Here is a 22,987-nt window from a genome sequence, read left to right on the forward strand (position 1 = left end):
AGAGGCTTGTTAAATGTCTGCATCCCTCGCATTCGTATTTCCGGGTCAAGGATCGCAATCGCTGGGCATGCTTGCCGAGCAGGCTGCTGAGCATCCGTTGATCCTCGATACTTTTGAACAGGCGTCCGAAGCGCTGGGCTATGACCTGTGGGCGCTGACCCAGAGCGGTCCTGCCGAATTGCTCAATCAGACTGACAAGACCCAGCCTGCCATCCTGACCGCCTCGGTTGCGCTGTGGCATGTCTGGCTGGCTGAAGGCGGCGCTGTTCCTGCATTTGTTGCAGGTCACAGCCTGGGTGAATACAGCGCTCTGGTCGCTGCGCAGAGCCTGAGCCTGGAAGACGCGGTCAGACTCGTCGAGCGCCGTGGTCAGTTGATGCAGGAAGCCGTTCCGGCCGGTCAAGGTGGCATGGCCGCAATTCTGGGTCTGGACGACGCCGATGTCATCGCTGCCTGTGCCGAAGCGGCTCAGGGCGAAGTGGTCAGCGCAGTGAACTTCAACTCGCCGGGTCAGGTGGTCATCGCCGGTTCCGCCGAGGCCGTCAAGCGTGCGATGGAGCTGTGCAAGGCGCGGGGTGCCAAGCGCGCTCTGCCATTGCCGGTCAGCGTTCCTTCGCACTGCGAGCTGATGCGCCCGGCTGCCGAGCGTTTCGCCCAATCCGTTGAAGCCATCGAGTGGCAGGCGCCGGAAATCGCTCTGGTGCAGAATGTCAGCGCCAGTGCAGTCAGTGATCTGGCGACGCTCAAGCGCGACCTGCTCGAACAGTTGTACAAGCCTGTGCGCTGGGTGGAATCCATCCAGTGTCTGGCAAGCCGTGGGGCTACCCAGCTGGTGGAATGTGGGCCGGGCAAGGTGCTTGCCGGTCTGAACAAGCGTTGCGCCGAGGGCGTGATTACTTACAACCTGGATACCCCAGACGCCTTTGTCGCCGCGCGTGCGGCACTGGTCTGATTAGGAGAAGCCTGCATGAGCCTGCAAGGTAAAGTTGCACTGGTGACCGGTGCCAGTCGTGGTATTGGTCAAGCCATCGCCCTGGAATTGGGCCGCAATGGTGCTGTGGTCGTGGGTACTGCGACGTCCGAGTCCGGTGCCGAGCGTATCAGCGCGGCATTCAAGGAAGCTGGCATCGAAGGTTTCGGCCTGATGCTGGATGTGTGCAGCGCCGAATCCGTCGATTCCGTGCTGTCGACCATTCAGGCGCGCGTTGGCGCACCGTTGATCCTCGTCAATAACGCTGGCATCACACGTGACAACCTGATGATGCGCATGAAAGATGACGAATGGTACGACGTGGTCAATACCAACCTGAACAGCCTGTTCCGGCTTTCCAAGGGTGTTTTGCGCGGTATGACCAAGGCTCGCTGGGGCCGTATCATCAGCATCGGCTCCGTAGTGGGTGCCATGGGCAACGCCGGTCAAGTAAACTATGCTTCCGCGAAGGCAGGGCTGGAAGGTTTCAGCCGTGCCCTTGCCCGTGAAGTGGGTTCGCGTGCAGTGACCGTGAACTCGGTGGCGCCAGGTTTCATTGATACCGACATGACGCGTGAATTGCCTGAAGCACAGCGTGAAGCGTTGCTGACCCAGATTCCTCTGGGCCGTCTGGGACAGGCGCAGGAAATCGCCAATGTGGTGTCTTTCCTCGCTTCCGAAGGCGCAGGCTACGTGACCGGGGCGACAATCCCGGTCAACGGCGGCATGTACATGAGCTGAATGTGACGATCTGTTTCAAAAAAATGTCATAAGATCTGTCTAAAATCCGTTATAAAGCTGCAATCTATAAATGGGCAGAAGGGCGATGGGGCAAAGGCGGAGAGCGTTACGCTTGAAAAACGTAAAACCTCTTCTATACACTTACCCTCTGGCCAGATGCCTGAATATTTCCACTAGGAGTTAAAACTAGGTATGAGCACCATCGAAGAGCGCGTCAAGAAAATCGTTGCCGAGCAACTTGGCGTCAAGGAAGAAGAGGTTGTCAACACTGCTTCTTTCGTTGAAGACCTGGGCGCTGACTCCCTGGACACCGTTGAGCTGGTAATGGCTCTGGAAGAGGAATTCGAGACCGAAATCCCTGACGAAGAAGCGGAAAAGATCACTACCGTTCAAGCTGCTATCGATTACGTCAACAGCCACCAGGCTTAAGATTCGTAATCGCTGCTTGCTGCACGGGGAAAACCGCACTGCTTTAAACGGCGTGCGGTTTTTTCTTTAAAAAACGTTGTGATGTTCCGTTAACAAGAGAGAAGGAGAGTCCTGTGTCGCGTAGACGCGTCGTGGTCACCGGGATGGGCATGCTGTCGCCACTGGGCAATGATGTGCCCAGCAGTTGGCAAGGCATTCTGGCGGGCCGCAGTGGCATTGGCCTTATCGAGCACACGGATCTGTCTGCCTTCACCACCCGTTTCGGCGGTTCGGTCAAGGGATTCAACGTGGAAGAATACCTGGCACCCAAAGAGGCGCGCCGGCTCGATCTCTTCATTCAGTACGGACTTGCGGCCAGCTTTCAGGCTGTGCGCAATGCGGGTCTTGAAGTCACCGACGCAAATCGCGAGCGCATCGGCGTTGCCATGGGTTCGGGTATCGGTGGTCTGACCAACATCGAGAACAGCAGTCGTCTGCTGCACGATCAGGGGCCGGGGCGGATTTCTCCGTTTTTTGTACCGGGCTCGATCATCAACATGATTTCCGGTTTCCTGTCCATCCATCTGGGCGCACAGGGACCCAATTACGCCATCGCGACCGCCTGCACCACGGCGACTCACTGCATTGGCATGGCGGCACGCAACATTGCCTACGACGAAGCTGACGTCATGATTGCCGGTGGTGCCGAAATGGCAGCCTGTGGTCTTGGTCTGGGCGGCTTCGGTGCGGCGCGTGCGCTGTCGACCCGCAATGACGATCCGGCCCGTGCCAGTCGTCCGTGGGACAAGGGCCGTGATGGCTTCGTCCTGTCCGATGGGGCCGGTGCGATGGTTCTCGAAGAACTCGAGCACGCCAAGGCACGTGGCGCGACCATTTATGCCGAGCTGGTCGGTTTCGGCATGAGCGGTGATGCGTTCCACATGACTTCACCGCCGGACGACGGCGCCGGTGCTGCGCGCTGCGTGGTCAACGCCTTGCGCGACGCCAAGGTCAACCCCGAGCAGGTGCAATACATCAATGCCCATGGCACCTCGACACCTGCTGGTGACCTGGCCGAAGCGTCGGCGATCAAGAGTGTATTCGGCGACCATGCCTACAAGCTCGCGGTCAGCTCCACCAAGTCGATGACAGGCCACCTTCTGGGTGCTGCCGGTGCTGTCGAAGCCATCTTCAGTGTGCTGGCGCTGGTTGATCAGGTCGCGCCGCCGACCATCAACCTGGACGAGCCGAGCGAAGGCTGTGATCTGGACTTCGTGCCTCATGAAGCACGTCGGATGCCGATCGACGTCGTTCTGTCGAACTCCTTCGGGTTTGGCGGCACCAATGGCTCGCTGGTGTTCCGCCGGTTTACCGAGTAATGCTCAGTTGGATCGACGGCTGCCTGGCCGACTCTGTGTCCCTCAAGGACAGGGGGCTGGCCTACGGCGACGGGGTTTTTGAAACCGTCGCAGTGAAATCAGGGCAGCCGCTGCTGTTCGAACGCCATTTGCAGCGTCTTGAAACAGCCTGTCAGCGCCTGTCGATTCCGATTGATCAGGCGCTGGTTCGTTCCGAGATGACCCGCTTCGCTGCCCAGCTTGGCGAGGGCGTCATGAAGCTGATCCTGACCCGTGGCGACAGCCAGCGCGGGTATGGTCCCGCTCCGGACTCTCGCTCGCGTCGAATCCTGCAGGGTGGTCCTTTACCCTTGTACCCGGCATCCCATGCCGAGCAGGGCGTACGCCTGTTTCCCTGCAAGACCCGTCTGGCTGAACAGCCACTGTTGGCAGGTCTCAAGCACCTGAATCGTCTGGAGCAGGTCCTCGCACGTTCGGAGTGGCAGGACAGCGAGCATGCCGAAGGGTTGATGTGCGATACCTCGGGTCGTCTGATCGAAGGCGTGTACAGCAATTTGTTTCTGGTTTCGAAGGGACGCCTGTTGACCGCGGACCTGACCCGGTGCGGCGTGGCCGGCGTGATGCGTGCCGAATTGCTGGATCAGGCACCAATGCTGGGTATTGATGTCGATATCCGGGATCTGAGCGCATCCGATCTTGCGCAGGCGGACGAAGTCTTTCTGTGCAACAGCGTCTATGGCATCTGGCCGGTCCGCGCCTTTGAACACCTCGGCTGGCCGGTTGGCCTGCTCACCCGTAAACTGCAAGGCATCGCTTGCAGCCTTCTGGATATCTGATACGTGATCCGAAAAATATTGGTGTTGCTGGAAACCGCACTCGTCCTGGCAGGCCTGGCGCTGGGTTTCGCGTTCTGGCAGCAGTATCAGGCGCTGCACCAGCCTCTTGAGATTACTCAGGAACAACTGTTGGACGTGCCGGCCGGTTCGACACCCACCGGCGTTCTCAATCGCCTGCAAACCGAGGGCGTCATCAAGGATGCCTTCTGGCTGCGTCTGTACTGGCGCTTCAATCTGTCCGGTCAGGCGCTGCACAGTGGTGAATACCGCATGGTGCCGGGGATGGACGTCGATGCCTTGTTCGGCGTCTGGAAGCGCAAGGAAGTGGTGCAATACAGCCTGACGCTGGTCGAAGGCTGGAATTTCCGGCAGGTCCGCGCGGCGCTGGCCAAACAGGCCAAGCTTGATCAGACGCTGGCGGGCCTCAGCGATGCCGAACTGATGACGAAAATCGGCCATCCAGACGTATTTCCCGAAGGGCGCTTCTTTCCGGACACCTATCGCTATGTTCGCGGCATGACCGATGCCGAAGTGCTCAAGCAGGCCTATGCCCGTCTGGAAGAGGTTCTGGACGAGGAATGGGCAGCGCGAGCGGCCGACGCGCCCTATGCCGATCCGTATCAGGCGCTGATCATGGCGTCGCTGGTCGAGAAGGAAACCGGTGTGCCTCAGGAGCGCGGGCAGATTGCCGGCGTATTCGTACGCCGCCTGAAGCTGGGCATGCAGTTGCAGACCGATCCGACCGTGATCTACGGCATGGGCGAGCGTTACAACGGCAAGCTGACCCGGGCCGACCTCAAGCAGGCCACGCCCTACAATACCTACGTGATTGCCGGGATGCCGCCAACGCCCATTTCGCTGGTAGGGCGCGAAGCGATTCATGCCGCGCTCAATCCGGTATCGGGCGACAGCCTGTACTTCGTGGCCAAGGGTGACGGCAGCCACGTATTTTCCAATGATCTGGATGCTCACAACGCCGCGGTGCGTGAATACCAGATCAAACGACGCGCGGATTATCGATCCAGCCCTGCACCGGTGTCGGCACCGATCCCCAGCGCCTCGCCCGAGCCTGATTCGAACGCTTCCGAGCCTGTATCCGGGGATGGCCCGGACGCCCCGCAAGGCGAGCCTGCTTCGCAATGAATATGACTAAGGATTGCCTGTGACCGGCCTGTTCATCACCCTCGAAGGCCCTGAAGGGGCTGGCAAAAGTACCAACCGTGAATACCTGGCAGCGCAGCTTCGCACTCAGGGCGTCCAGGTACTGTTGACCCGTGAGCCCGGCGGCACGCCGCTGGCCGAGCGTATCCGTGAGCTGTTGCTCGCACCCAGTGACGAAGCCATGTGCGCTGATACCGAGCTGCTGCTGGTGTTCGCAGCTCGTGCGCAACACCTGGCCGAAGTGATTCGTCCGGCGCTGGCGCGTGGTGAAGTGGTTTTGTGCGATCGATTCACCGATGCGACCTATGCCTATCAGGGCGGCGGGCGAGGCTTGTCCCATGAGCGCATCGCGGCGCTGGAGCAGTTCGTTCAGGGTGATCTGCGCCCGGATCTGACGCTGGTGTTCGATCTGCCGGTGGAAGTCGGCCTGTCGCGTGCCGCAGCGCGGGGCCGTCTGGATCGCTTCGAGCAGGAAGGCCGTGCGTTTTTCGATGCCGTGCGCAGCACCTATCTGGCCCGTGCCGCCGCCGAGCCTTCGCGTTACCGGCTGGTGGATGCCGCGCAGACACTGAGCGACGTGCAGCGCTCTCTGGATGCCTTGTTGCCGCAACTGCTGGAGTTGCAACGTGGCTGAAGCCTATCCGTGGCAGCAGGCACTGTGGCAGCAGATGGCGGGGCGCGCTCAGCATGCGCATGCCTACCTGCTGCACGGTCCTGCCGGTATCGGCAAGCGGGCGCTCGCCGAGCGTTTGATGGCCAGTCTGCTGTGTCAGCGGCTGGACGGACTCGATGCCTGCGGAACCTGCAAATCCTGTCTGCTGCTGGCCGCTGGCAGCCATCCCGACAACTACGTGCTGGAGCCTGAAGAGGCCGACAAGCCGATCAAGGTGGATCAGGTTCGCGATCTGGTCAGTTTCGTTGTGCAGACCTCGCAGATGGGTGGCCGCAAGGTCGTGCTCATCGAGCCGGTCGAGGCAATGAACATCAATGCTGCCAACGCCCTGTTGAAAAGCCTTGAGGAGCCGTCCGGCAATACCGTGCTGCTGTTGGTCAGTCACCAGCCCAGCCGCCTGTTGCCAACGGTCAAGAGTCGCTGCGTGCAGCAGGCCTGTCCGTTGCCGGATGAGCAGACGAGTCTGGCATGGTTGAGCAACGCGTTGCCTGACAGCTCCGAACAGGAGCGTCTGGAGTTGCTGACCCTGGCCGCCGGTTCGCCGCTGGCTGCTGTCACGCTCCAGGCCCAGGGCGTTCGCGAACAGCGTGCACTGGTGGTGGACGGCGTCAAGAAGCTGCTCAAGCAACAGCAATCGCCGACCCAATTGGCCGAAGGCTGGAAAGACATACCGTTGTTGCTGCTGTTCGACTGGTTCTGTGACTGGTCGCATCTGATTTTGCGCTACCAGCTGACTCAGGATGAAGAAGGCCTGGGGCTGGGCGACATGCGCAAGGTGGTGCAATACCTGGCGCAGAAATCGCCGCGTGGCAAAGTGCTGGAGATTCAGGATTGGGTGCTGGCGCAGCGGCAGAAAGTCATGTCCAAGGCCAACCTCAATCGCGTGCTGTTGCTCGAAGCATTGCTGGTCCAGTGGGCAGGCCTGCCTGGACAGGCGTAGACTGCGCTCATCAACCGTTGAGGTATTGTCATGAACCTGCCGCCCAACACAGGCCCGCGTAACGGCATTCTGTCCCTGACCATCAAGGACAAGGCCGTTCTCTATGCCGCCTACATGCCATTCATCAGGAACGGCGGTCTGTTCATTCCGACCGGCAAAAGTTACAAGCTGGGCGATGAAGTGTTTATGCTGCTCAATCTGATGGATCAGGCGGAGAAGGTGCCGGTCACTGGCCGTGTTGCCTGGATAACGCCCAAGGGCGCACAGGGCAATCGCGCAGCCGGTGTCGGCGTGCAGTTCAATGACGGCGACAATACCGCTCGCAACCTGATCGAAACCTATCTGGTCGGTGCGCTGAAGTCCGACCGTCCCACCCATACGATGTAGTTGTCCTCTTGCCCATGCTTGTAGATTCCCATTGCCACCTTGATCGCCTTGACCTGACCCAGCACGAGGGTTCGCTCGACGCAGCCCTGGCGGCTGCGCGGGGCAGGGGCGTCGGCCACTTTTTGTGTATCGGGGTCAGTGCCGAGAATGCCGGTGCCGTAAAGGCGCTGGCCGATCGTTACGACGATGTCGACTGCTCGGTCGGTATCCATCCGCTCGACCTCAAACCGGGCGAGGCGCCCGCGCTGGGCTGGCTGCTGAGCGAGCTGGACCACCCTCGCGTGGTAGCGATCGGCGAAACCGGTCTGGATTATCACTACGAGCCGGAAGCGGCCGAACTGCAGCAGGCGTCGTTCCGTCTGCATCTTCAGGCGGCGGCCATCACCGGCAAGCCTGTCATTGTGCACACCCGAGGCGCGCGCGCCGACACGCTCGACCTGCTTCGCGAGGCAGCATTGCCCCAGGCAGGTGTGCTGCATTGCTTCACCGAAGACTGGGACATGGCCAAGGCCGCGCTGGACCTGGGTTTCTACATTTCGCTGTCCGGCATCGTGACGTTCCGCAATGCGGACGCTCTGCGTGACGTGGCGCGTCAGGTGCCTGCCGACCGCCTGTTGGTCGAGACCGATTCGCCCTATCTGGCGCCGATTCCTTACCGGGGCAAGCCGAACCTGCCGCAGTATGTGCGAGAAGTGGCTGAGTTTTTGGCGATGCTGCGGGGCGAGCCCTACGAGCGTTTCGCCGAGCAGACCACTGAAAACTTCACCCGTCTGTTTCCGCTGGCGCACGTATCCCGCTGAATCGTCTGCTCCGGATCGACGGGCAAATCGCAGGCAAAAAAAACCCGGATTCTGGGGGGGTGAAGCCGGGTTAAGACCATTAGGAGTAAAACAAAGGCACGCTGTCCTTTGGCGCCTTTACTGGCGGGTCACTTGGGGGATATGACGCGCCAACGATTTAATTATTGACAAGTATCGCGGCGCGTCCAGCTTGAATTGGTCGTTTTTTAAACAGTTTTGGAATACCAAACCGGTTCTTGAGCACTCAAAAACCACTCAGCCCCCTCCGTCAGTACCAAACCCCCGCAGCGTGGGAGTCAAACGTCTCCGGCACCGATCACCAAATGCCCGATGAAGGCATGGATTCGCTCATATACGGCGATATGGTCGGATGATCCGTGCAATTTGTCGGCAATTGGGCATAATACGCGGCTTCGATTTCGATCCCAATCAGACCTTCCTATGCAGAAAGAACCTCGTAAGGTCCGTGAGTTTCGCCGCCGTGAGCAGGAAATTCTCGACACCGCGCTAAAACTGTTCCTTGAGCAGGGCGAAGACAGCGTCACGGTCGAGATGATCGCGGACGCCGTCGGCATCGGCAAAGGCACGATCTACAAGCATTTCAAATCCAAGGCGGAAATCTACCTGCGCCTGATGCTCGATTACGAGCGCGATTTGAACGAGCTGCTGCACTCGGCCGATGTCGACAAGGACAAGGAGGCGCTTTCACGTGCCTACTTTGAGTTTCGCATGCGCGACCCGCAGCGCTATCGCCTGTTCGACCGTCTTGAGGAAAAGGTGGTCAAGGGCAATCAGGTCCCTGAGCTGGTCGAGGAACTGCACAAGATCCGCGCCTCCAACTTCGAACACCTGACGCTGCTGATCAAGGGCCGCATCACCGAAGGCAAGCTGGAAGACGTCCCGCCTTATTACCACTACTGTGCCGCCTGGGCGCTGGTGCATGGCGCTGTCGCGCTGTATCACTCGCCGTTCTGGAGCAACGTGCTGGAAGATCAGGAAGGCTTTTTCCACTTCCTGATGGACATCGGTGTGCGCATGGGCAACAAGCGCAAGCGTGATGGCGATACCCCTCCTGAAACGAAGCCGGATCCGGCTGTATCCTGATCGCTCTGGCGGCACTTCATGTGCCGCCGTTCAAGACTCTGCAGGCCTCTTTGCGGACATGGCGCGGAAGCTGCATCCGACGACCATTCGCCGGTTTTCCGTCACCGGTATTTGGAGGGGATGATGCGTAGCCTGGTTTTGCTGCTGACGTTTTTGGCGTTGGGCGGCTGCATGAAAGTCAGTGACATGGGTGAGGGTGTTCGAGAACAGTTCAGCGATGCGGGGCTGCTCGATCACAGCGAGACCCGCCGTATCGCCAATTGGCGCGTGCAGCCCGACTCGTTCATCTATATCGCCCAGGGCGCCTTCGTGCCGCCCGGCCGAGCCTATCCACGCCCCAACGTAGTTGCCGAAGAAGCGTTCAAAGGCTTCGTCGAGTACTTCCCCATGGTTCGTCGCGCCCCTGCGCCGCTGGGTCTGGACGAAGCCATGATCGAGGCACGCAGTGCCGGTGCGCATTATCTGCTCTACACCCGCTTCGCCAAGGCTGACGACCGCATCGGCAACGGTGACCAGTGGTCCGACCAGGAAGCGGTGGATCGCCTGGGCGTCGACTCGGGCGTCATTCAGCTCATGTTGATCGAAACCAGCACCCGTTACCTGATAGACAGCGCGCGGATTCGCAGTCGCGGCGGATTGCTGACGCTTTACGATACAAGTCCCGAAGATTTGCTAGGTCCGCCACTTGAGGACTACGCTCGTACCTTGTTGGGTATCGCGCGTTAGGAGTAAGGCATGACCGATTCAGGCAAGGCGGGCGATCTGTTTGCGCAGATCCCGAAAACCAAGGGGTTGCCGCCTGTGCATTTATGGAATCCACCGTTCTGTGGTGACATCGACATGCGTATCGCCCGGGATGGCACCTGGTATTACCAGGGCACCCCCATCGGTCGTAAACCGATGGTGCGGTTGTTCTCCACCATCCTGCGCCGTGATGGCGACGATTATGTTCTGGTCACGCCGGTCGAAAGGGTCGGCATCAAGGTCGATGACGCACCGTTCGTTGCGGTCACGCTTGCGGTGGTCGGCGAGGGTGTCAGCCAGATATTGCGCTTCGTGACCAACGTCGAGGACGAGGTTGAGGCGAATGCCGAACATCCCTTGCGCGTCGTCATCGATCCCCTGACTCAAGAGCCCGCACCTTATGTTCACGTGCGGACCAACCTCGAAGCGCTGATTCATCGCAATGTGTTTTACCAGTTGGTAGAGCTGGCAGTCGTCGAAGAGATCGACGGTCAGCGCTGGTTGGGCGTGTGGAGCCATGGCGTGTTCTTCAGGATCGGCCTTGAGCCCTGAGACGGCCCGGTATTCGACAGGCTCAATTGCCTGTCGGCAGTTCGGCGGTTAAAGTGCCGCTCCCTGATTTTCCTGAGGTTTTTGCATGAGTCAGTCCATTGACATCGCCGTTGTAGGCGCGACCGGTACTGTCGGCGAAACCATCGTCCAGATTCTGGAAGAACGCGATTTTCCGGTCGGTGATCTGCACCTGCTGGCCAGCATCGAATCGGCAGGGCACTCAGTGCCTTTCCGCGGCAAAAACGTGCGCGTGCGCGAAGTCGATGAATTTGACTTCGGCAAGGTCAGGCTGGCGTTCTTCGCCGCCGGCCCTGCGATCAGTCGCAGCCACGCCGAGAAGGCGGTGGCGGCCGGATGCGCAGTTATCGATCTTTCAGGCGTGTTTCCCGCCGCGCAGGCACCCACTGTTGTCCCTGAAATCAATGGCCAACTGCTGACACCTGCCAACGCTGCGCCGCGCCTGATATCGAGCCCGAGCGCTTCGGCCACTGCGGTTGCTCTGGCACTTGCTCCTCTGCGCCAATTGTTCGATCTGCGTCATGTTGCGGTAACGGCCTGTCTGGCCGTCTCCACTCAAGGCCGGGAAGGGGTGACCGAATTGGCGCGCCAAACCACTGAGCTGTTGAACGTGCGCCCTCTGGAAACGCGATTCTTTGATCGGCAGATGGCGTTCAACGTGCTGGCTCAGGTTGGCAAGCCGGATGAAGCAGGGCACCTCGCGCTGGAGCGACGTCTGGTCGCGGAAGTGCGTGAATTGCTGGCCCTGCCTTCGTTGAAAGTGGCTGCCAGTTGCATTCAGGTCCCGGTTTTCTTTGGCGACAGCTTTACTGTGTCGATTCAGGCTGCCGCGCCGATTGATCTCGCTGCGGTGAATGCGGCGCTCGAATCTGCCGAAGGCATTGAGCTGGTCGATGCCGGCGATTACCCGACGCCCGTTGGCGATGCTGTCGGTCAGGATGTGGTTTACGTAGGACGGGTGCGCACAGGAATAGACGACCCGGAGCAACTTGAACTGTGGATAACCTCGGATAATGTTCGCAAGGGCGCAGCGCTCAACGCTGTGCAGGTTGGCGAATTGTTGATAAAAGACTATGTGTAAAAGATACTTGGCAACACTTTGAATAATTGTTCTAGCGGCGATACGCCTTACACCCAACGCAGGACTACCTCTCCGGATGCCGGAGAATCTTTAAACAAGGGATGGGCTATGGTTCAGGTTCGTAAACTGGTATTAGCGATCGCTGCGGCTTCGGCGCTGTCATCAGGGATGGCGCAGGCGTTGGGGCTCGGGGAATTGTCTGTCAAGTCGACCCTGAACCAGCCATTGGTAGCCGAGATCGAGTTGACCGATGCGCAGGGCGTCAACGCCGCGCAGGTTGTACCGAGTCTTGCAACGACGGCTGACTTCGCCCAGGCGGGTATCACGCGCCAAGCGTTTCTCAATGATCTGAGTTTTACGCCAGTCATCAATGCCAATGGCAAGAGTGTCCTGCGTATCACGTCCAGCAAGCCGGTCCGGGAGCCCTATGTAAAGTTCCTGGTTCAGGTGCTGTGGCCGAACGGACGTTTGCTGCGCGAATACAGCCTGCTGCTGGATCCACCGAAGTTTTCGCCAGAGGCGGCCGCCGCTGCAGCAGCGCCCGCGCCTGCTGCTCCCGCTGCTCCCGCCGCAGAAACCGGAGCGCCTGCTCAACTGCCAAGCGTTGCGCCATCGGCTGAGGCGACACCTGCCGAGCAGCCGGCACAACCCGCTGCGACGCAGGGCTCGACCCTGCCACCGCCGCCTGCCGACAAGCAGTCCCAGTACGTCACGGCCAACAACGACACCTTGTGGGAAATCGCTGCGAAGGTTCGTACCGGCGGAACTGTGCAACAGACCATGCTCGCGATTCAGGCGCTCAACCCTGATGCATTCATGGGCGGCAACATCAACCGATTGAAGAAAGGTCAGGTCCTGCGTCTGCCGACACCTCAGCAGACCACGGCCTTGCCGCAGCCTCAGGCCGTTGCCGAGGTCTCCCGCCAGTACAGCGCATGGCGTGAAGGTCGCCGCCTCCCGGCCGGGCCGCGCCAGGTGGATGCCACTCGCCGTGATCGTGCCGGTGCAGCACCTTCCAAGGTGGATACCGCCGACAACCTCAGCCTGGTTTCGGCCAGCGGCAAGCCAGCCGCCAAGGGCGCCGCGGGCGACAGTGACCTGAGTAACAAGCTTGCAGTGGCTCAGGAAGCGCTGGACACCACGCGTCGCGACAATGCCGAGCTGAAAAGCCGCATGAACGACCTGCAGAGCCAGTTGGACAAACTGCAGCGTCTGGTTGAGCTCAAGAACGGTCAGTTGGCCAAGATGCAGGCCGCCGGTGCAGCCGTGCCGCCGCCTGCCGCTACGCCAGTCGATCCTGCCAGTCCAGCCAACGCAGCCGTGCCGGCTTCGCTGGTCGATGCCAATGGCGCACCGGTCAAACCAGCGGGCGAGATTGCGCCTGAAGATGCTTTGCCAGCGGGCGCTGCGCAGGTGGCGACTCCAGCCGCCGAACAGCCACTCGCCGTCGAGCCGGTCGCGGCTCCGGAAGAGGAGGACACCCTGCAGAAGATTCTCGACAACCCGGTATTGCTGGGGTTGATCGGTGGTGCCGTGCTGCTGATTCTGGCGCTGATCCTGCTGTTCATGGCGCGCCGCCGTGCTGCCAAGGCCGAAGCCGAGAAGCACCGCCGCATGGCTCGCGCACTGGCTGAAGAGTCGCAATTCGTATCCGACATGGACATGAACGCACCGCCTGCCAGCTTTGACGGCCTCGATGTCGTGTCGCCTAACGTGCGCATGGGCGCAGGTCCCGCTGCCGCAGCGGCAACAGCTGCGCGCGAGCGACCGGCCGACCCGCTGGTGCAGGCTGAGATCCACATTGCTTACGGACGTATGAATCAGGCAGTCGAGCTGCTCGAGGAGTCGGTGAAGAACGAGCCCGAGCGTGATGACATCCGCCTCAAGCTGATGGAAATCTACGCTGAACAGGGCAACAACAAGGCCTACGCTGCGCACGAGCGCAAACTGGTGGCCTCGGGAAAGCTTGAAGCTGAGGGCGAGCAGCTAAAAGATTCACACTCGACCCAAACTCCTGTGGCGCCGGTCGTCGCTGAGCCGGCATCGGTGGTAGCTCCTGTGGCAGTGGCAGCAGGTGCCGCCACAGCGGCAGCCTTGGCTGCGGAGCTGGATGCCAAGTATGTCGAGGAACTGCTGGCCGACGATTCTGCAGAGCCAGAACCAGAGCCGGAACCAATTCTTGAGCCGGAGCCTGAGCCTTTTGTGGCGTCCGAGGTCGAGTCTCCGGTGGTAGAAGAGCCACCCGTCGCCTCCGAAGAGTTCGATCATGATTTCGATCTGAGCCTGGACGAGTTCGACGAGCCTGCAGCGCAAGAGCTGCCGACTGTGACCGATCCTGACGATCTGTTGCTGGACGAGCCGGTCATTTCCGCTGCGCCTGATGATGAAGAGCTGAGCTTCGAATCGATCATGCGCGAGCAGGAGGCCGCTCGGGCGGCAGCGACACCTGACGACCTGGCTGATTTCGATCTGGACCTCACCGAAGAGGATCCGGTGCTCAAGAACGAGGATGATTTCCTGCTTGGCCTCGGCGACGATCCTGTCGAGCCGGTTGTCGACGCTGCACCGCTGGAGACGCCGCCGGTCAGTGACGATCTGGAACTGCCGGAAGACTTTGACTTGTCGCTGGCTGATGAAATCGAATCGGACCAGGCCAGTCAGGCTTTCGCATCTGAAATCGACGATGTGAATGCCGAGCTGGACCGTCTTTCGCAGAACCTCGAGCATCCGCCTCTCGACGAGCCAAGGTTCACCGCAGAAGACGCCATGGCGCTGGACGATGAGCCGGACTTCGATTTCATGGCCGGTACCGATGAGGCTGCGACCAAGCTGGATCTGGCGCGTGCCTACATCGACATGGGTGATGCCGACGGGGCGCGGGATATTCTCGACGAAGTCGTCAATGAAGGTGATGACGGTCAGAAAAGCGAAGCGCGTGACATGCTCTCGCGGCTTGCCTGACTCCATTCAGGCTGATCCCGGACGGCCGCTTTTGCGGCCGTCCGCATTTGGCGCCCGGTGTGGCGTCTTTTTTTTGCGGCCGTATAATGGCCGACTTTTCGCAAATCGACAGGCTGTAACACCTTGGCGAACATAGATAACCCGGCCGCCGAGATGGCTGCCGAGGGCTTTTCCCGAATCGCGCTGGGCGTGGAATACAAAGGGTCGCGCTATTGCGGCTGGCAGCGTCAGGCGTCCGGCGTGCTGACGGTGCAGGAAACCCTGGAAAATGCCCTGTCCAAAGTGGCCGACTCGCCGGTCTCGCTCATGTGCGCGGGGCGCACGGACGCCGGTGTGCACGCCTGTGGGCAGGTGGTGCACTTCGATACGCAGGCCGAGCGCTCCATGAAAGCCTGGGTCATGGGGGCCAACATCAATCTGCCCCACGACATCAGCGTGACCTGGGCTCGGGTGATGCCCGCCGAATTTCATGCGCGTTTCAAGGCCATCGCCCGCCGTTATCGCTATGTGATCTATAACGATCAGATCCGTCCGGCGCATCTGGGACAGGAGATTACCTGGAACCATCGTCCGCTCGACGTGACGCGTATGGCCGAGGCCGCGCAGCATCTGGTTGGAACCCACGATTTCAGTGCGTTTCGTGCCGGGCAATGTCAGGCCAAGTCGCCGATCAAGCAACTGCATCACTTGCGCGTGACCCGGCACGGCAAAATGATCGTCATCGACGTGCGCGCCAACGCGTTCCTGCATCACATGGTGCGTAACATCGCGGGTGTATTGATGACCATCGGCGCAGGCGAGCGTCCGGTCGAATGGGCGCGTGACGTGCTGGAAAGCAAAGTGCGTCGTACCGGGGGCGTCACCGCGCATCCCTACGGGCTCTATCTGGTGCAGGTCGAGTACCGTGAGCAGTTTCCGTTGCCCGAGCGTTATATCGGTCCGCATTTTCTGACGGGCTTCGCCGAACTTGACGGCTGACGCCCCGGCAAGCATTTGCTAACATCCGGGACTTTCCGAAAGGTCTGAGGTTTTCACCACATGTCAGCCGTTCGCAGCAAGATCTGCGGGATTACCCGCATAGAAGATGCCCTGGCGGCTGTCGAGGCAGGTGCCGATGCCATCGGGCTGGTGTTTTACGCCAAAAGTCCACGCGCCGTGAGCGTGCAGCAGGCGCGTGCAATTATCGCCGCGTTGCCGCCGTTCATCACCACGGTCGGTCTGTTCGTCAATGCCAGCCGTTGCGAGCTCAATGAAACGCTGGATGCCGTTGCGCTGGATATGTTGCAGTTTCACGGCGACGAAACGCCGGAAGAATGCGACGGCTATCATCGTCCCTATATCAAGGCGTTGCGCGTGAAAGCGGGTGACGATATCGAACAGGCCTGCCGTGCCTACCGTAATGCGCGCGGCATCCTTCTCGACACTTACGTCGAGGGTGTGCCCGGCGGTACGGGTGAAACGTTCGACTGGGCATTGATTCCGAGTGAGCTGAGCAAACCGGTCATTCTGGCGGGCGGGTTGACGTCGGCCAACGTGGCGCAGGCGATTGCCCAGGTCAAACCCTACGCGGTGGATGTCAGCGGTGGCGTCGAAAAAGGAAAGGGCATCAAGGATCGGGAAAAGATTCTCGCGTTCATGAGTGCGGTCCAGGGTGCGTGATGTGACGGCTGCGGTTCGGCCGCCGTCCATAAGCCTGTCCCCGCCACAAGTCCTGCGGGTCGAATTGAGTCAAGGGCGGTGCCGGTGCGCATCGTCCGGGTTGTAAAAAATCGTGGTAGAGGGTGTGCAGGTCAGGCCGACGGCCGACCGTTCCCCGTCTCATCGCCAACTAACGAATTTAGCTGAGGGCATGCGTCTGGCGTGAAAACGTCATGCGTTCGAGCCACACCGGTACTGGAGAGATAAAGCATGAGCAACTGGTTGGTAGACAAACTGATCCCATCGATCATGCGTTCCGAGGTCAAGAAGAGTTCGGTTCCTGAAGGGCTGTGGCACAAGTGCCCGTCCTGCGAAGCAGTGCTCTATCGGCCTGAGCTGGAAAAGACCCTGGATGTCTGCCCCAAGTGCAACCATCACATGCGTATCGGTGCCCGCGCCCGTCTGGACATCTTCCTGGATGCCGAGGGCCGTGAGGAGCTGGGTGCCGATCTGGAGCCGGTTGACCGTCTGAAATTCCGCGACGGCAAGAAGTACAAGGACCGTCTGACCGCTGCGCAGAAGCAGACAGGTGAGAAGGATGCCCTGATCTCCATGAGCGGCACGCTGTTGGGCATGCCGGTGGTCGCCTCGGCGTTCGAGTTTTCCTTCATGGGTGGCTCGATGGGCGCCATCGTTGGCGAGCGCTTCGTGCGCGCTGCCGACTACGCACTGGAAAACCGCTGCCCGATGATCTGCTTTGCCGCTTCCGGTGGTGCGCGCATGCAGGAAGCGCTGATTTCCCTGATGCAGATGGCCAAGACGTCGGCCGTGCTGGCGCGTCTTCGTGAAGAAGGCCTGCCGTTCATCTCGGTATTGACCGATCCGGTCTACGGTGGTGTTTCTGCCAGCCTGGCAATGCTGGGCGACGTGATTGTCGCTGAGCCAAAGGCGCTGATCGGTTTTGCCGGCCCTCGCGTCATCGAGCAGACCGTTCGCGAAAAACTGCCTGAAGGTTTCCAGCGCAGCGAGTTCCTGCTGGATCACGGCGCAATCGACATGATCATCGCTCGCAGCGAGCTGCGCCCACGTCTGGGCAACCTGCTGGCGCAAATGATGAACCTGCCGACGCCGAAATTCGTGGCGCCAGTGATTGAGCCGATCGTCGTTCCACCGGCTCCGGCCACGGTATGACCCCGTCGACCCTGGGCGACTGGCTCGCCTACCTCGAGCAACTGCATCCTTCTGCCATCGACATGGGGCTGGATCGGTCGCGAAAGGTGGCGCAGCAACTGGGGCTCACACGCCCGGCGCCTCGGGTCATCACGGTAACCGGTACCAACGGCAAGGGCTCGACCTGCGCCTTTGTCGCGTCCCTGTTGCAGGCTCAGGGGCTCAAGGTGGGTGTCTACAGCTCCCCGCATCTGCTGCGTTATAACGAGCGGGTGAAGGTGCAGGGTGTCGAAGCAACCGATCTTGAGTTGTGTGATGCCTTTGCAGCGGTCGAATCGGCGCGTGGCGATGTCACGCTGACCTATTTTGAAATGGGCACGCTCGCCGCGTTCTGGCTGTTCGAGCAGGCGCAGCTTGACGCAGTCGTGCTGGAAGTCGGTCTGGGCGGTCGTCTGGACGCCGTCAATCTCATTGATGCCGATCTAGCCCTGGTCACCAGCATTGGTGTTGACCATGCCGACTGGCTGGGCGACACGCGCGAATCCGTGGCTTTCGAAAAGGCCGGTATCTTCCGTGCCGGTCGCCCGGCACTCTGCGGTGACCTCGATCCGCCTGAGCCTTTGCTGGCCAAGGCGCGAGAGCTGGGCTGTCCCTTGCTGTTACGGGGTCACGACTTTGATCTCTCTGTCAGTCCCCAAGGCTGGGATTGGCGCGGTATCGCTCATGGCGAGGTGGTCGAGCTGCATGATCTGCCGTTGCTCGATCTGCCCATGCAGAATGCCGCGCTGGCACTTCAGGCGTTTGCTTTGCTGGGCTACCCCCTGAATCAGCAGGTCGTCAGCGAGGCGTTGGCGCAGACCCGACTCGTCGGCCGTCTCGACCGCCGTACCGTTCATTGGCAGGGCAGGGCGCTCACGCTGCTGCTCGATGTGGGCCACAACCCGCATGCTGCGCAGTTTCTGGCGCACCGCATGGCGCAGCGGCCGGTGGTCGGCAAGCGTCTGGCGGTGTTCGGTCTGCTCTCTGACAAGGATCTTGACGGTGTGGTCCATGAGCTGGCTTCCAGCATTCAGGACTGGGCCGTTGCGCCGCTGCCCACCTCCCGTAGTCGGCCTGCGGCAGAGTTGCAGGTTGCCCTGGAGAACCTTGGGGCGCGCGTGAAGTCCTACCAGAGTATTGCGTCTGCGCTGGAAGCTCAGTGCGCGCATGCCACGCCCGATGACGAAATTCTGCTGTTCGGATCTTTTTACTGTGTAGCCGAGGCCCTGGATTGGCTGGCCCGGCATACCGACGAGGACGCTGCAAATGGCTTTGCTGGATAACGTATTCAAGCAGCGGATGGTGGGTGCTCTGGTACTGATCGCCCTGGCGGTGATCTTTCTCCCGATGCTGTTCACCCGTCAGGACGAGAGCCATCCGGTTCAGGTCGATGCGCCTGCCGCTCCACAGGCGCCTGCGGGTCAGCAGGTACAGGTCGAGCCTGTGACCGTTCCCGAGCCTCAGGCATTGCCGCAGGAACCGGTTCCGGATGAGGACAATGTAGCGGCGAGCAATCAGCCGCCGTCGATGCCGATTGCGCCTGCTCCTGCCGCACAGGCTCCAGCGGCCGCTGCGCCACAGGCAGTCAAGCCTGCGCCAGCACCGAAGCCGACGCCGGCTCCGGCAGCGCCTGTAACAACGCCTGCTGCACCTGCGGTCGCCAAGGCCGCTCCGAGCGGCGTCGATGCCAATGGTCTGTCAGTCAGTTGGTCTGTGCAGTTGGCCAGCATGTCCAACCGTGCCAACGCCGACAATCTGCAGAAAACCCTGCGTACCCAGGGGTACAACGCCTACATTCGCACCGCCGATGGCGTCAACCGGGTATTCGTGGGTCCGCTGATCGAGCGCGCCGAGGCTGATCGCCTGCGTGACCAACTCGACAAGCAGCAGAAACTCAAAGGTATTGTGGTGCGGTTCCAGCCCGAAAAAGGCTGATCTTCCCGCCCTCTGTACAGGCTCTGCCAAGCCGTTTGCACGGAAAATGACGCCCGCCGATAATCGCTGCTTACCGGCGGGCGGGCGCTCTGCTAAAATGCGCCGCCTTATCTGTCTGCAGGCTGCAACGTGCCATTTACTCCGGTTGACTGGGCAATTCTGGGAATTGTCGCCATCTCCGCCCTGATCAGTCTGAAACGCGGCTTCGTAAAAGAAGCACTGTCGTTGACGACATGGATCATTGCAGGTGTCGTGGCCTGGATGTTCGGTGCGGGGCTGTCGCAGTATCTGGTCAACTACATAGAAACACCCTCGGCCCGCGTGATCGCGAGCTGCACCATTCTATTTGTCGCCACCTTGCTGGTCGGCGCCATGGTCAACTTTCTGATAGGCGAACTGATTCGCGTCACCGGGCTTTCCGGGACCGATCGTTTTCTGGGTATGGTCTTTGGCGCGGCGCGCGGAGGCCTGCTTGTCGTTGTAGCGGTCGGACTCTTGAGTCTCGGGCCGGTGCAACAGGATCAATGGTGGCAGCAGTCGAGACTGGTGCCGCAATTTCTCATGGTCGCTGACTGGTCGAAAAACCTGATTCTCGGGATGTCCAGCAAGTGGCTCGCCAGCGGCATCAGCGTACCTGCTGATCTGCCGTTCAAGGAGCAGATCCTGCCGTCTACAATACCGCAGGATGTGCTTGGTAAATCCAGTTCCACTAAGTAGGGGTTGTGTCGCATGTGTGGCATCGTCGGTATCGTCGGTAAGTCGAACGTTAATCAGGCGCTGTATGACGCGCTCACCGTCCTCCAGCACCGCGGCCAGGATGCTGCCGGTATTGTGACCAGCCACGACGGCCGGTTATTCCTGCGCAAGGACAATGGACTGGTGCGTGATGTGTTCCATCAACGCCATATGCAGCGCCTGGTCGGACACATGGGTATCGGCCATGTGCGCTACCCGACCGCGGGCAGCTCGACCTCGGCCGAGGCTCAGCCGTTCTACGTCAACTCGCCTTACGGCATCACGTTGGCGCACAACGGTAACCTGACCAACGTCGAGCAGTTGGCCAAAGAGATCTACGAATCCGACCTGCGCCACGTCAACACCAATTCCGACTCGGAAGTGCTGCTCAACGTGTTCGCCCATGAGCTGGCCGTTCGCGGCAAGCTGCAGCCGACCGAAGAAGACATCTTCGCGGCCGTGACCGACGTGCACAATCGTTGCCGTGGCGGCTACGCTGTCGTGGCGATGATCACCGGCTACGGTATCGTCGGCTTCCGCGATCCGGACGCCATTCGCCCCATCGTGTTCGGCCAGCGTCATACCGACGAAGGTGTCGAGTACATGATCGCCTCCGAAAGCGTTTCCCTCGATGTACTGGGTTTCACGCTGATCCGCGACCTGGCACCGGGCGAAGCGGTCTACATCACCGAAGACGGCAAGCTGCACACCCGTCAATGCGCCGCCAATCCAAAGTACGCGCCCTGCATCTTCGAACACGTCTACCTGGCGCGTCCGGATTCGATCATCGACGGTATCTCGGTCTACAAGGCGCGTCTGCGCATGGGCGAGAAACTGGCCGACAAGATCCTGCGCGAGCGCCCGGATCACGACATCGATGTGGTTATCCCGATTCCGGACACCAGCCGCACGGCTGCGCTGGAGCTGGCCAACCACCTGGGCGTCAAGTTCCGCGAAGGCTTCGTCAAGAACCGTTACATCGGCCGCACGTTCATCATGCCGGGTCAGGCTGCACGCAAAAAGTCCGTGCGCCAGAAGCTCAACGCCATCGAGCTGGAATTCCGCGGCAAGAACGTCATGCTGGTGGACGACTCCATCGTTCGCGGCACGACCTGCAAGCAGATCATCCAGATGGCCCGCGAAGCCGGTGCCAAGAACGTCTATTTCTGCTCGGCCGCTCCGGCGGTGCGTTACCCCAACGTCTACGGCATCGACATGCCGAGTGCTCACGAGCTGATTGCCCATAACCGTTCCACCCAGGACGTTGCCGACCTCATCGGTGCCGACTGGCTGGTCTATCAGGACTTGAATGACCTGATCGAGGCGGTCAGCGGCAGCAAGAAGATCAAGATCGATAACTTCGATTGCTCGGTCTTCGACGGCAAGTACGTGACCGGTGACATCGACGAGCATTATCTGAACAAGATCGAACAGGCGCGTAACGACGCCTCCAAGGTCAAGACCCAGGCAGTGAGCGCGATCATCGATCTGTACAACAACTAATTGGTTTCAGGAGTAGCGGCATGACTCAGGAATGGGATGCAGGTCGTCTCGACAGCGACCTTGAAGGCGTAGGGTTCGACACCCTCGCCGTACGTGCCGGGCAACATCGCACGCCGGAAGGCGAGCATGGCGATCCGATGTTCTTCACCTCCAGCTACGTGTTCCGCACGGCCGCCGACGCGGCCGCGCGTTTCGCCGGTGAAGTGCCGGGCAACGTCTACTCGCGCTACACCAACCCGACCGTGCGTTCCTTCGAGGAGCGCATGGCAGCGCTGGAAGGCGCCGAGCAGGCCGTCGCCACGGCGACTGGCATGGCTGCCACGCTGGCGGTCGTCATGAGTCTGTGCAGCGCCGGTGATCACGTTCTGGTGTCGCGCAGCGTGTTCGGTTCGACCATCAGCCTGTTCGACAAGTACTTCAAGCGTTTCGGCATCGAAGTGGACTACGTGCCGCTGGCGGACCTGAGCGGTTGGGATGCAGCCATCAAGGCCAACACCAAAATGCTGTTCGTCGAGTCGCCGTCCAACCCGTTGGCCGAGTTGGTGGATATCGCCGCGTTGGCGGAAGTCGCCCACGCCAAGGGCGCGATGCTGATCGTCGACAATTGCTTCTGCACGCCAGCCCTGCAGCAGCCGCTGAAGCTGGGCGCTGACATCGTCGTCCATTCGGCAACCAAGTTCATCGACGGCCAGGGCCGTTGCATGGGTGGTGTGGTTGCCGGGCGCAGCGAGCAGATGAAGGAAGTGGTCGGATTCCTGCGCACAGCCGGGCCGACCCTGAGCCCGTTCAATGCCTGGATCTTCCTCAAGGGCCTCGAAACCCTGAACCTGCGCATGCGCGCTCATTGCGCCAACGCTCAGGCGCTGGCCGAGTGGCTCGAGCAGCAGGACGGTATCGAGAAGGTCCATTACGCCGGCCTCAAGAGCCACCCGCAGCACGAGCTGGCCCAGCGTCAGCAGAAAGGCTTCGGTGCGGTCGTGAGTTTCGAGGTCAAGGGTGGCAAAGAGGGCGCGTGGCGCTTCATCGATGCAACTCGACTGATCTCGATCACCGCCAACCTGGGCGACACCAAAACTACCATCACTCACCCGAGCACCACGTCCCACGGGCGCCTGGCGCCTCAGGAACGTGAAGCCGCAGGCATTCGTGACAGCCTGATCCGTGTGGCGGTGGGGCTGGAAGATGTCGCAGACCTGCAGGCCGATCTGGCGCTGGGTCTGGCGGCGTTGTGAC

Annotated in this window: 23 protein-coding genes; all 23 read left to right on the forward strand. The window is 60.6% G+C overall.

Annotation, left to right across the window (positions count from 1 at the left end; genetic code table 11):
• The first annotated feature begins 13 nt into the window (after positions 1–13).
• The 23 genes from fabD (at position 14) to AC0IXS_RS22840 (ending at position 22,986) form a co-directional block, all read left to right on the forward strand.
• Positions 14–952, forward strand: a complete 939-nt coding sequence (gene fabD / locus AC0IXS_RS22730; RefSeq protein ID WP_057410329.1) for an ACP S-malonyltransferase — start codon at positions 14–16, stop codon at positions 950–952.
• Positions 953–967: 15 nt separating this feature from the next.
• The gene (gene fabG, locus AC0IXS_RS22735; protein ID WP_004884579.1) at positions 968–1,711 is read left to right on the forward strand and encodes a 3-oxoacyl-ACP reductase FabG; all 744 of its coding nucleotides are present in this window, start codon (positions 968–970) and stop codon (positions 1,709–1,711) included.
• A 192-nt stretch (positions 1,712–1,903) separates the two neighbouring features.
• Positions 1,904–2,140 (forward strand): acyl carrier protein, encoded by a 237-nt coding sequence (gene acpP, locus AC0IXS_RS22740; RefSeq protein WP_004884578.1) that lies wholly within the window; start codon positions 1,904–1,906, stop codon positions 2,138–2,140.
• Positions 2,141–2,253: 113 nt separating this feature from the next.
• Positions 2,254–3,498, forward strand: coding sequence for a beta-ketoacyl-ACP synthase II (gene fabF, locus AC0IXS_RS22745; protein ID WP_004884576.1), 1,245 nt, complete (start codon positions 2,254–2,256; stop codon positions 3,496–3,498).
• Positions 3,498–4,313, forward strand: coding sequence for an aminodeoxychorismate lyase (pabC, locus tag AC0IXS_RS22750; protein WP_057410328.1), 816 nt, complete (start codon positions 3,498–3,500; stop codon positions 4,311–4,313). The genes fabF and pabC overlap by 1 nt, the downstream gene beginning before the upstream one ends.
• Before the next feature lie 3 nt (positions 4,314–4,316).
• Positions 4,317–5,456: an endolytic transglycosylase MltG gene (mltG, locus tag AC0IXS_RS22755; protein ID WP_122570055.1), complete on the forward strand. Its 1,140-nt coding sequence runs from the start codon at positions 4,317–4,319 to the stop codon at positions 5,454–5,456.
• A gap of 19 nt (positions 5,457–5,475) precedes the next feature.
• Positions 5,476–6,108 carry a dTMP kinase gene (gene tmk / locus AC0IXS_RS22760; protein WP_471825741.1) on the forward strand — a complete coding sequence of 211 codons (633 nt, stop codon included), beginning with the start codon at positions 5,476–5,478 and terminating at the stop codon, positions 6,106–6,108.
• Entirely contained in the window at positions 6,101–7,087 is a 987-nt protein-coding gene (locus tag AC0IXS_RS22765) for a DNA polymerase III subunit delta' (RefSeq protein WP_043305630.1), read from the forward strand. The genes tmk and AC0IXS_RS22765 overlap by 8 nt, the downstream gene beginning before the upstream one ends.
• Before the next feature lie 30 nt (positions 7,088–7,117).
• A complete protein-coding gene (locus AC0IXS_RS22770) occupies positions 7,118–7,474 on the forward strand; it encodes a PilZ domain-containing protein (RefSeq protein WP_004884570.1) in 357 nt (118 codons plus the stop codon).
• Between the two features lie 14 nt (positions 7,475–7,488).
• Positions 7,489–8,274, forward strand: a complete 786-nt coding sequence (locus AC0IXS_RS22775; RefSeq protein ID WP_471825744.1) for a TatD family hydrolase — start codon at positions 7,489–7,491, stop codon at positions 8,272–8,274.
• A 441-nt stretch (positions 8,275–8,715) separates the two neighbouring features.
• Entirely contained in the window at positions 8,716–9,378 is a 663-nt protein-coding gene (locus AC0IXS_RS22780; protein WP_004884565.1) for a TetR/AcrR family transcriptional regulator, read from the forward strand.
• A 123-nt stretch (positions 9,379–9,501) separates the two neighbouring features.
• Positions 9,502–10,104 carry a DUF4823 domain-containing protein gene (locus AC0IXS_RS22785; RefSeq protein WP_004884561.1) on the forward strand — a complete coding sequence of 201 codons (603 nt, stop codon included), beginning with the start codon at positions 9,502–9,504 and terminating at the stop codon, positions 10,102–10,104.
• Between the two features lie 9 nt (positions 10,105–10,113).
• Positions 10,114–10,674, forward strand: a complete 561-nt coding sequence (locus AC0IXS_RS22790) for a DUF1285 domain-containing protein (protein ID WP_057410324.1) — start codon at positions 10,114–10,116, stop codon at positions 10,672–10,674.
• Positions 10,675–10,759: 85 nt separating this feature from the next.
• Positions 10,760–11,773, forward strand: coding sequence for an aspartate-semialdehyde dehydrogenase (locus AC0IXS_RS22795; protein ID WP_057410323.1), 1,014 nt, complete (start codon positions 10,760–10,762; stop codon positions 11,771–11,773).
• Positions 11,774–11,881: 108 nt separating this feature from the next.
• The gene (locus AC0IXS_RS22800; RefSeq protein ID WP_471825747.1) at positions 11,882–14,734 is read left to right on the forward strand and encodes a motility hub landmark protein FimV; all 2,853 of its coding nucleotides are present in this window, start codon (positions 11,882–11,884) and stop codon (positions 14,732–14,734) included.
• A gap of 153 nt (positions 14,735–14,887) precedes the next feature.
• Entirely contained in the window at positions 14,888–15,712 is an 825-nt protein-coding gene (gene truA / locus AC0IXS_RS22805; protein WP_004884553.1) for a tRNA pseudouridine(38-40) synthase TruA, read from the forward strand.
• Between the two features lie 60 nt (positions 15,713–15,772).
• Positions 15,773–16,393: a phosphoribosylanthranilate isomerase gene (locus AC0IXS_RS22810; RefSeq protein WP_025994109.1), complete on the forward strand. Its 621-nt coding sequence runs from the start codon at positions 15,773–15,775 to the stop codon at positions 16,391–16,393.
• 249 nt (positions 16,394–16,642) lie between these two features.
• The gene (gene accD / locus AC0IXS_RS22815) at positions 16,643–17,563 is read left to right on the forward strand and encodes an acetyl-CoA carboxylase, carboxyltransferase subunit beta (RefSeq protein WP_004884545.1); all 921 of its coding nucleotides are present in this window, start codon (positions 16,643–16,645) and stop codon (positions 17,561–17,563) included.
• Positions 17,560–18,864 (forward strand): bifunctional tetrahydrofolate synthase/dihydrofolate synthase, encoded by a 1,305-nt coding sequence (folC, locus tag AC0IXS_RS22820; protein ID WP_122667584.1) that lies wholly within the window; start codon positions 17,560–17,562, stop codon positions 18,862–18,864. The genes accD and folC overlap by 4 nt, the downstream gene beginning before the upstream one ends.
• The gene (locus AC0IXS_RS22825; protein WP_057410319.1) at positions 18,848–19,516 is read left to right on the forward strand and encodes an SPOR domain-containing protein; all 669 of its coding nucleotides are present in this window, start codon (positions 18,848–18,850) and stop codon (positions 19,514–19,516) included. The genes folC and AC0IXS_RS22825 overlap by 17 nt, the downstream gene beginning before the upstream one ends.
• A gap of 129 nt (positions 19,517–19,645) precedes the next feature.
• The gene (locus tag AC0IXS_RS22830; protein ID WP_004884542.1) at positions 19,646–20,233 is read left to right on the forward strand and encodes a CvpA family protein; all 588 of its coding nucleotides are present in this window, start codon (positions 19,646–19,648) and stop codon (positions 20,231–20,233) included.
• A gap of 12 nt (positions 20,234–20,245) precedes the next feature.
• Entirely contained in the window at positions 20,246–21,754 is a 1,509-nt protein-coding gene (purF, locus tag AC0IXS_RS22835; protein ID WP_004884541.1) for an amidophosphoribosyltransferase, read from the forward strand.
• A 20-nt stretch (positions 21,755–21,774) separates the two neighbouring features.
• Positions 21,775–22,986 (forward strand): O-succinylhomoserine sulfhydrylase, encoded by a 1,212-nt coding sequence (locus tag AC0IXS_RS22840; protein WP_025994112.1) that lies wholly within the window; start codon positions 21,775–21,777, stop codon positions 22,984–22,986.
• Position 22,987 lies beyond the last annotated feature (1 nt).

The sequence above is a fragment of the Pseudomonas sp. AC016 genome (assembly GCF_979253365.1).

What these genes read in the sequence shown, in the direction of transcription:
- fabG (WP_004884579.1), top strand. Translation starts at nt 968, where the DNA reads ATGAGCCTGCAAGGTAAAGTTGCACTGGTGACCGGTGCCAGTCGTGGT.
- fabD (WP_057410329.1), top strand. Translation starts at nt 14, where the DNA reads ATGTCTGCATCCCTCGCATTCGTATTTCCGGGTCAAGGATCGCAATCG.
- AC0IXS_RS22840 (WP_025994112.1), top strand. Translation starts at nt 21,775, where the DNA reads ATGACTCAGGAATGGGATGCAGGTCGTCTCGACAGCGACCTTGAAGGC.
- truA (WP_004884553.1), top strand. Translation starts at nt 14,888, where the DNA reads ATGGCTGCCGAGGGCTTTTCCCGAATCGCGCTGGGCGTGGAATACAAA.
- purF (WP_004884541.1), top strand. Translation starts at nt 20,246, where the DNA reads ATGTGTGGCATCGTCGGTATCGTCGGTAAGTCGAACGTTAATCAGGCG.
- AC0IXS_RS22790 (WP_057410324.1), top strand. Translation starts at nt 10,114, where the DNA reads ATGACCGATTCAGGCAAGGCGGGCGATCTGTTTGCGCAGATCCCGAAA.
- folC (WP_122667584.1), top strand. Translation starts at nt 17,560, where the DNA reads ATGACCCCGTCGACCCTGGGCGACTGGCTCGCCTACCTCGAGCAACTG.
- AC0IXS_RS22795 (WP_057410323.1), top strand. Translation starts at nt 10,760, where the DNA reads ATGAGTCAGTCCATTGACATCGCCGTTGTAGGCGCGACCGGTACTGTC.
- accD (WP_004884545.1), top strand. Translation starts at nt 16,643, where the DNA reads ATGAGCAACTGGTTGGTAGACAAACTGATCCCATCGATCATGCGTTCC.
- AC0IXS_RS22780 (WP_004884565.1), top strand. Translation starts at nt 8,716, where the DNA reads ATGCAGAAAGAACCTCGTAAGGTCCGTGAGTTTCGCCGCCGTGAGCAG.
- AC0IXS_RS22810 (WP_025994109.1), top strand. Translation starts at nt 15,773, where the DNA reads ATGTCAGCCGTTCGCAGCAAGATCTGCGGGATTACCCGCATAGAAGAT.
- AC0IXS_RS22800 (WP_471825747.1), top strand. Translation starts at nt 11,882, where the DNA reads ATGGTTCAGGTTCGTAAACTGGTATTAGCGATCGCTGCGGCTTCGGCG.
- AC0IXS_RS22825 (WP_057410319.1), top strand. Translation starts at nt 18,848, where the DNA reads ATGGCTTTGCTGGATAACGTATTCAAGCAGCGGATGGTGGGTGCTCTG.
- AC0IXS_RS22785 (WP_004884561.1), top strand. Translation starts at nt 9,502, where the DNA reads ATGCGTAGCCTGGTTTTGCTGCTGACGTTTTTGGCGTTGGGCGGCTGC.
- AC0IXS_RS22770 (WP_004884570.1), top strand. Translation starts at nt 7,118, where the DNA reads ATGAACCTGCCGCCCAACACAGGCCCGCGTAACGGCATTCTGTCCCTG.
- AC0IXS_RS22775 (WP_471825744.1), top strand. Translation starts at nt 7,489, where the DNA reads ATGCTTGTAGATTCCCATTGCCACCTTGATCGCCTTGACCTGACCCAG.
- pabC (WP_057410328.1), top strand. Translation starts at nt 3,498, where the DNA reads ATGCTCAGTTGGATCGACGGCTGCCTGGCCGACTCTGTGTCCCTCAAG.
- acpP (WP_004884578.1), top strand. Translation starts at nt 1,904, where the DNA reads ATGAGCACCATCGAAGAGCGCGTCAAGAAAATCGTTGCCGAGCAACTT.